Source organism: Halomonas sp., from assembly GCF_031581305.1.
Taxonomy (GTDB): Bacteria; Pseudomonadota; Gammaproteobacteria; order Pseudomonadales; family Halomonadaceae; genus Halomonas.
In genome coordinates this window covers 1-7962 of sequence record NZ_JAVLBC010000148.1, presented here as the reverse complement: position 1 = coordinate 7962, position 7962 = coordinate 1, and the positions used below count along the sequence as shown (strand labels likewise).

Below are 7962 nucleotides of genomic sequence, written 5' to 3'. Positions count from 1 at the left end.
GTTCATGGGTTGAACTCCTGGATATCGTCGCGGCCCAGTAGGGCGTCCGCCGGGTTCTCCTCGAGGCGTCGCACCAGCCGGTTGAGGGCGCGCAGGGCGGCGTGCAGCTCGCGCATGGCCGGGTCGATTTCGCCCACACCCTGCAGGCCCCGGGCGAGGGAGCCCTCGTGATTCTCGGTCAGGCGGTCCAGCCGGGTGGTGGTGGTCTCCAGCGACTGCATCGCGCGTCGGGCACTCTGCAGGATCTCGCGACCCTCCTTGTCCAGCAGGTCGTCGGCCGTCTTGCCGAGGCGGCTGAAGCCCTCGAGGGATGCTTCGATCTGCTCGCCGGCCTGCCCGAAGCGTGTCATGGCCTCGCCCAAGGCGTGGCGCTGCTCGAGCAGCGCCCGCGAGACGACCTCCAGGTTGTCCAGGGTGCGCGTCAGGCTCTCGGCGTTCTCCTCGGAGAGTAGCCGGTTGGCATTGGTCAGCAACCGGTCCACCTGGTCGAAGAGCTCCTCGCTGTTGGCGAGCAGCGAGCTCAACGGCGAGGGCTCGGCCTGGATCAGCGGAGGATCATCTCGGTCGCCCTGCAGGCGGGGGCTCTGCGGCGTGCCGCCGAGCAGCTGGATGTTCATGGTGCCGGTAATGTTGGCTAGTGCGAGGCTGGCGCGGGTGTCCTGCTTGATCGGGACGTCGCTGTAGACGCGGATCAGCGCCCGCACCTGGCGTGGGTCCCGGGGATCGAGGCGCAGCCTGACCACATCCCCGACCTCGATGCCGCTGTAGAGGACCGCATTGCCCTCGGACAACCCGCTGACGGCGCGGTTGAAGCCGACCTCATACCAGGCGTAGTCGCGGTCGACGCTGGACTTGCCGAGCCAGAGGGCGAACAGCAGCGCGCTGCCCAGGGTGATCACCGTGAACAGCCCGATCAGCACATGATGGGCACGGGGTTCCATCGTCAGAGGTCCTCCACCGGGTGGGCCGCCTGCTGGGCGGCGCGGCCTCGGGGGCCATGAAAATAGTCGTGGATCCAGTCATCGTCGGTGGCCGCGACGACGTCGAGCCGATCGGCTACCAGTACCCTTCGCTGCGACAGCACGGCCACCCGATCGCAGGCGGTATAGAGGGTGTCCAGATCGTGGGTGACCAGGAAGACGCTCAGGCCCAGGGCGTCGCGCAGGGTCAGGATCAGGCGGTCGAAGGCCGCCGCACCGATCGGGTCCAGGCCCGCCGTCGGCTCGTCCAGGAAGAGTACCTCCGGGTCCAGCGCCAGGGCGCGGGCCAGGGCGGCCCGCTTGATCATGCCACCGGAGAGCTCGGCGGGATACTTGATCGCGGCTTCCCCGGGCAGGCCGGCCAGGGCCAGCTTGACCCGAGCCAGGGCCTCGGCGTCGGCGCGGGAGAGCTCGGCGTGCTCGATCAGCGGCAGGGCGACGTTTTCCTGCAGGGTCAACGAGGTGAACAGCGCGCCGCGCTGGAAGAGCACCCCGAAGCGGCGCTCCATTCGGGAGCGGTCCCGGTCGGAGAGGCTGGAGGTCCTCGCCGAACACCTCGATGCGCCCGGCGCTGGGCCTCAGCAGACCGACGATGCTGCGCAGCAGGACCGACTTGCCAGTGCCCGAGCCGCCGACCACGCCGAGGATCTCGCCCGGGTAGAGATCGAGGTCGAGGTCCTCGTGGACGCTGTGCTGGCCGAAGCGGTTGGCCAGCCCGCGCACCTGGATCAGGGGCGCTTCGCCCATCGATGCCTGTGCCGCGCTCACCACCCCATCTCCATGAAGAACAGCGCCGCCACCGCATCCAGCAGGATGACCACGAAGATCGACTGCACCACGCTAGAGGTGGTGTGCTCGCCCACCGACTGGGCGCTGCCGCTGACCTTGAAGCCCTCCAGGCAGCCGATCACCGCGACCAGGAAGGCGAACAGCGGTGCCTTGGCCAGCCCCACCAGGAAATGATTGAGCGGGATGTCGCGCTGCAGGATGGCCAGGAACTGGGTGAGGGAGATGTCCAGGGCCAGCAGGCAGACCAGGGCGCCGCCGAGAATGCCACTGAGCATGCCCACGAAGGTGAGGATCGGCAGGGTCAGCATCATCGCCAGCACCCGAGGCAGTACCAGCAGCTCGACGGGGTCGATGCCGAGAGTCCGCACGGCGTCGAGCTCCTCGTTGGCCTTCATGGCGCCGAGCTGGGCCGTGAAGGCACTGGCGGTGCGGCCGGCGAGCAGGATCGCGGCGAGCAGTACCCCGAACTCGCGCAGGAAGGCGAAGGCGACCAGGTTGACCGTATAGATGGTGGCGCCGAAGTCGCTCAGCACCGTGGCGCCGAGGAAGGCTACCACGGCGCCCACCAGGAAGGTGAGAAGGGCGACGATGGGCAGGGCATTGAGGCCCGTCTGGTGCAGCTGGGCCACCACCGAGGTCAGGCGCCAGCGGCCAGGCCGCCAGGCGGTGGCGGCCAGGGTGGCGAGCACCTGGCCGATGAAGCCGAGCAGCTGGCGCTGCTGCTGCCAGAGGCCCTCGACGAGCTGGCCGGTCCGCGCCAGGGTATCCTTCAGCGGTCGGCTGGGTCGTACCGCGGGCGGCTCGCGGTCGACCATGGCCTCGCCCAGGGTGCGCAGCAGGGCGCGGCGTGTCGCCGGCAGCTCGGGGGCCCAGTCGTCGATGGCGGCGAGCGGCCCGGCGCCGACCAGTTCCATCAGCAGTGTGGCGCCGGCGGTATCCAGGGCGGCGAGCCGCTCGAGCTCGACCCCCTGAGGGGACGGCTCGCGGGCCTGCGCCAGATACGCGACCTGGCGCTTGAGGGTCGCGTAATGCACCAGGGTCCAGTCGCCGGCGATGGTCAGACGGCCGTCCTGCTGGTCGATGTGGCCCGGCTCGGTCATGGGCAATGGCGTCTCGGGTGCGTCATGGTGGCCGATGGTATCAGTCTGCATGCCTTTACATTAGCTCAACCTGCGCCGGCGGCCCCCTTCAGCCAGCGCAGGCCGCGCTGCCACCAGCTCAGGGTACTGCCGCTGACGCCAGGCAGCACGCAGCGGCGTGGCAGGTCGAGAAAGTCGGCAATGGGGCGGACCTGGTTTTGTCGGTCGAGCATCGGGGCGTGTCCACAGCCGGGTACCTCTAGATTGACCAGGCCGGGCTGCGCCTCGGCCATGCGGGTCACGCTCTCGGCCTTGAGCAGCGGCGAGTGCTCGCCGCGTACGACCATCAGCGGGCAGCGAATCGCCGCCCAGTCGGCCCAGGTGTCGCGGGGGGTGTCGTGGACGAATTGCTCGCTGATCCGCGGGTCGTAGTGGTAGGTCCAACTGCCGTCCGGGAGCCGCCGGGCGCTGCCCAGGGCGAGGCGCCGCCAGGCGTCGTCGCCCTCGATGCCGAAGCCCGTATAGTGGCGCCTGAGCTCGGCCTCGAGCTCGCTGAAGCGGCTGAAACGATGGGGCACGCCGAAGTACTTGGACAGGCTCGACAGGCCCTCGGGGTCGAGTTCCGGGCCCACGTCGTTGAGCACCAGCCGCTCGATACGTGATGCCGTTTCTGGCGCGGCGGCCATCAGCATGCCGATCAGCCCGCCCATGGAAGTGCCCACCCAGGGCACTCGTTCGAGACCGAAGTGGTCGAGCACCGCCACTGCTACCTTCATGTAGTGGGCGTAGAGATAGTCATGGGCGGGGTAGAGTGACCAGCTCGACAGGCCGCGCCCGGGGGTGTCCGGGGCCAGGACCCGCCAGCCGGGGCCCAGCACGCGGGCGAAGTCCTCGAAGTCTCCGCCGTGGCGGGCCAGGCCGTGCCAGGCGACCACGGTGCGTGTTGCCTCGGGGTGCCAGATACGCACGGCGACTTCCAGCTTCCTTACCCTGACGAATTCCAGAGCGTCCATGGGCGTTCTCCCTCAGTGGACTATGCTGCAAGGCAGCATAGCGAAATTTCCCGGGGCTTTCGTCAAATATCCATGATTCCCGAAAGCTCGGCAGTGGATTCGCCAACGAAACATGCGACAATGTATGTAAAAATGTTTGTTCAGAAACCGAGGATGACCCGATGACCCGTCACCGCACCCTTCGTCATGCCCTGCTGCCGGCACTGATCGCATCGGCCTTTGCTGTGCCCCTGCAGGCGGCCGATCTGTTGACCATCACCCGGGATGCTCTGGAGAACAATGCCGAGTTGGCCTCGGCCCGGTCACAGACCGGCAGCGTCGAGGCGGGGCGGGACGTGCAACGCAGTGATCTGCTGCCCCAGGTCAATGCCTCGGGGACCGTATCGCACAACCGTCAGTATGCATCCCAGACAAGCGGGCTTACGGGAGGAGGCGACGACAACTACAACAGCGCCGGCCTGACGCTGGAGGCCACCCAGGCGCTATTCGACGCGCGCAATACGCGTGAAGTCGAGCAGGCCGAGCGTCAGATCGACCAGCAGACCTATCAGCTGGCCGCCACCGAGCAGCAAGTGCTGATCGACGTCTCTTCGGCGTACTTCGAAATTCTGCGGGCCCATGAGGTGCTGGAGGCGCGGCGCGCCCAGGAGCGGGCCATCGGCCGCCAGCTGGAGCAGGCCCGCGAGCAGTTCGAGGTGGGGCTGATCGCCATTACCGAGGTGGAGGAGGCCAAGGCGGCCTTCGATCAGGCCCGGGCGGTTCGCATTGCTGCCGAGAGTGACCTGCAGGTGCGCTTCGAGGTTCTGGAGCGCCTGACCGGCCAGCGCTACTCCAGCATCGATGCGCTGGGGGAGGAGGTGCCCATCCAGCCGCCCACCCCGGACGATCGCAGACACTGGGTGGAACTGGCCATGGCCAACAATCCCCTGGTGCTGGCCAGCGAGGCCGGTGTCGAGGTCACGCGCAGCAGCGTCGAGATCGCCCGCGCCCAGCGCCTGCCGACGGTCAACGCCTTCGCCAACTACAACTACGCCGATGACGACCGCGACGGCGTGGAGGGACACAACTCCGCCAGCCAGGTCGGCCTGCGCGCCAGCCTGCCGCTCTATACCGGCGGTCGTACCCAGGCCAGCATCCGCCAGAACACCTACCGGCTGGAGGCCAGCCAGTACGACTTCGAGGCCCAGCGTCGCGATACTGTCCAGCAGGTCCGCTCACGCTTCACCCAGGTCAGCAACGACGTCTCCACGGTGGAGGCTCGGGCCCAGGCCATCGTCTCCAACCAGAGCGCCCTGGACGCCACCCGCGCCGGTTACGAGGTGGGCACCCGCAACATCGTCGATGTGCTCAATGCCGAGCAGAACCTCTACAACGCCGTGGCTGATCATGCCAGCGCCCGCTACGATTACGTGATCAACCTCCTCAGCCTGCGTCAGCAGTCGGGGACCCTGGACGTGCCGGCCGTGGAAGAGGTCAATGCCTGGCTGGACGGTAGCAGCGTCTCCTTCACCCTGCCGGAAGAGCGCGATCCGACCGAGGCGGTCATGCAGATCGGTGAGCCGCCTCAGCCATTGCGCTGAAGCTTGTCGATGCGTCGCCATTCTCCTTCATAACTTGCTTGACCGGACACGGATCGACAGGACCGTACTATGCGCATTGCGTCACGCTTTTTAATTGTCGTCATATTCCTTGGTGTGGTGCTGGGAGGCATCTTTGGCTACAAGTTTTACCAGTTCGGCCAGATGCAAGAGCAGATGTCCCAGCCTCAACCGCCAACCCTGATTTCCGCCACCCAGGCCCAAACCGAGAGCTGGACACCCGCTATCAAGGCAGTGGGCAGCGTTGAGGCCGTTAATGGCATCGAGGTTGCGAATGAGGTGCCCGGTGTTGTTGAGCAGATCAATTTCGAGTCCGGCGACACCGTTGAGAAGGGCGACGTCCTGGTTCGCCTGAACGCGGAAATCGATGAAGCCGCTCTGCGAACTCGCCGTGCAGAAGCCCAGTTGGCGGAGCAGGAATTCCAGCGCATCGCCGACCTGCTGCCGAAGCGCGCGGTATCCCAATCCCAGTACGACGAAGCCAAGGCCAATGTCGATGCGGCCAGGGCGCGGGTGAACGAAGCTGAAGCGCAGTTGAACAAGAAAATCATCCGGGCGCCGTTCGATGGCACCCTGGGTATCCGGATGGTGGACCAGGGCGAGTACATTGCCACCGGCACGCCGATTGTAGAAATCAACATGCTGGACCCGATTTACGTCGACTACACCTTGTCGGAAAAAGATCTGCCGAATGTGGCCACAGGATACCCGGTGGTGGCCACCGTGGCGGCGGTACCGGAACGGAGCTTTGAAGGTAGGGTCAGTGCCATCAATACCTCGGTCAATCCCGCGACCCGCACCGTGCGCATTCGTGCCACCCTGGACAACCCCCAGAGTCGCTTGCGTCCGGGCATGTTCGCGACCATTCAGACCCGGCAACCGGAGGCCAGAGCGGTTGTCACGGTGCCTCGCACAGCCATTTCCTACAACACCTACGGCGACTTCGTCCTTGTGGTTGAGAAAAACGACAAGGGCGACAAGACCGTGAGCCGCCGGACCGTCACCACTGGAGAAACCCGTGACACTCGGGTGGCGGTGCTCTCCGGCTTAAAGGCAGGTGAAACCGTGGTTGCCAAGGGGCTGCTGCGTCTGCGCAACGGCCAGTCGGTCGAGATACAGACAGGCGAGCAGCCGCAGGAGGCGACCGAGTAATGCGATTCACTGACATCTTTATCCGTCGTCCGGTGCTCGCGACGGTGGTCAGCCTGCTCATACTGTTGCTCGGCGCCCGGGCTGCCATGGAAATGGAGATCCGGCAGTACCCGGAACTGGAAAGCACCACGGTGACCGTGACCACGGCCTATCCGGGGGCCAGTTCGGACCTGATCAAGGGCTTTATCACCACGCCTCTGCAACAGGCCATCGCCGAAGCCAGTGGTATCGATTATCTGACGTCCACCAGCTCCCAGGGTGTCTCGAGCATCCAGGCCAAGATGGAGCTGAACTACGACGCCAACGCGGCGCTTGCGGAGATCCAGGCCAAGGTGGCCAGCCAGCGCAACGTGCTGCCCGCTGAGGCCCAGGACCCGGTGATCACCTCCACCACCGGGGATTCCACGGCGCTGATGTACATCGCCTTCTATAGTGAGCAACTGGCGGTTCCCAAGATTACCGACTACCTGACCCGGGTCGTGCAACCGAAACTCCAGGCGTTGTCCGGTGTCGGCAAGGCGGACCTTCTGGGCCGGACCTTTGCCCTGCGGGTGTGGCTCGACCCGGAGCGCCTGGCGGCGGTGGACATGACGCCCCAGGAAGTCGTTGCCAAGCTTCGCGCCAACAACTACCAGGCGGCAGTAGGCAATACCAAGGGGACCTACACCGAAATCAGCATGACCAGTGACACCGATGTTGCCGATCCGGACAAGTTCCGCAACCTCGTGGTCAAACAGTCTGAGGGCTCCCAGATCCGCCTGCAGGACATCGCCCGGGTGGAGTTGGGCTCACAGACTTACGATCAGCTCGCCCTGTACAAAGGCCAGCCGGCTACCTATGTGGCCATCGAGCTGGCCCCCGGCGCCAACCCGCTGACCGTCGCCGGTCTGGTTAAAGCGGAGATGCCGGAGATCAAAAGCCAGCTGCCGTCGGGCCTGAATGCACGGCTGGCCTACGATGCCTCGGATTTCATCGAAGACTCGATCAACGAAGTGATCAAGACCCTTCTGGAAGCATTGGTCATCGTACTGGTGGTGGTATTTCTCTGTCTGGGCTCCCTCCGGGCCGCCATCGTGCCCTCGGTCGCCGTGCCCCTGTCGCTGATCGGTGGCGCTTTCATCATGTTGGCGTTCGGTTTCTCGCTCAACCTGCTGACCTTACTGTCAATGGTACTGGCCATCGGTCTGGTGGTGGATGATGCCATCATCGTGGTGGAAAACGTGCACCGGCACATCGAGAAAGGCGAATCCCGTTTCCAGGCGGCCATTAACGGCGCCCGGGAGATGGCCGTTCCCATTATTGCCATGACCACCACCCTGGTGGCGGTGTATGCTCCGATTGGCTTCATGGG

6 protein-coding genes and 1 pseudogene are annotated in these 7962 nt (G+C 65.6%); 3 read left to right on the top strand and 4 right to left on the bottom strand.

What is annotated here, in order from left to right:
• Positions 1-2: 2 nt before the first annotated feature.
• From RI841_RS12150 to RI841_RS12135, 4 genes and pseudogenes are all read right to left on the bottom strand, one after another.
• On the bottom strand, positions 3-941 hold the full coding sequence (locus RI841_RS12150; protein WP_310705863.1) for an MlaD family protein: 939 nt from the start codon (positions 939-941) through the stop codon (positions 3-5).
• 2 nt (positions 942-943) lie between these two features.
• Positions 944-1727 (bottom strand): annotated as a pseudogene (locus tag RI841_RS12145) (ABC transporter ATP-binding protein).
• Between the two features lie 17 nt (positions 1728-1744).
• Positions 1745-2869, bottom strand: a complete 1125-nt coding sequence (locus RI841_RS12140) for an ABC transporter permease (RefSeq protein ID WP_310705864.1) — start codon at positions 2867-2869, stop codon at positions 1745-1747.
• Between the two features lie 65 nt (positions 2870-2934).
• Complete coding sequence (locus RI841_RS12135; protein ID WP_310705862.1) at positions 2935-3861, bottom strand: alpha/beta hydrolase; 927 nt, start codon at positions 3859-3861, stop codon at positions 2935-2937.
• A gap of 161 nt (positions 3862-4022) precedes the next feature.
• Here RI841_RS12135 and RI841_RS12130 point away from each other — a divergent pair, with 161 nt between their 5' ends.
• The 3 genes from RI841_RS12130 to RI841_RS12120 form a co-directional block, all read left to right on the top strand.
• The gene (locus RI841_RS12130) at positions 4023-5441 is read left to right on the top strand and encodes a TolC family outer membrane protein (RefSeq protein WP_310705861.1); all 1419 of its coding nucleotides are present in this window, start codon (positions 4023-4025) and stop codon (positions 5439-5441) included.
• A 69-nt stretch (positions 5442-5510) separates the two neighbouring features.
• Positions 5511-6611, top strand: coding sequence for an efflux RND transporter periplasmic adaptor subunit (locus RI841_RS12125; protein ID WP_310705860.1), 1101 nt, complete (start codon positions 5511-5513; stop codon positions 6609-6611).
• On the top strand, positions 6611-7962 hold a 1352-nt coding region (locus RI841_RS12120), incomplete at its 3' end, for an efflux RND transporter permease subunit (protein ID WP_310705859.1). The genes RI841_RS12125 and RI841_RS12120, both read left to right, overlap by 1 nt.

Excerpts from the sequence above, each read along its gene's own strand:
- RI841_RS12130 (WP_310705861.1), top strand. The coding sequence starts at position 4,023 with ATGACCCGTCACCGCACCCTTCGTCATGCCCTGCTGCCGGCACTGATC.
- RI841_RS12150 (WP_310705863.1), bottom strand. The coding sequence starts at position 941 with ATGGAACCCCGTGCCCATCATGTGCTGATCGGGCTGTTCACGGTGATC.
- RI841_RS12135 (WP_310705862.1), bottom strand. The coding sequence starts at position 3,861 with ATGGACGCTCTGGAATTCGTCAGGGTAAGGAAGCTGGAAGTCGCCGTG.
- RI841_RS12140 (WP_310705864.1), bottom strand. The coding sequence starts at position 2,869 with ATGACCGAGCCGGGCCACATCGACCAGCAGGACGGCCGTCTGACCATC.
- RI841_RS12125 (WP_310705860.1), top strand. The coding sequence starts at position 5,511 with ATGCGCATTGCGTCACGCTTTTTAATTGTCGTCATATTCCTTGGTGTG.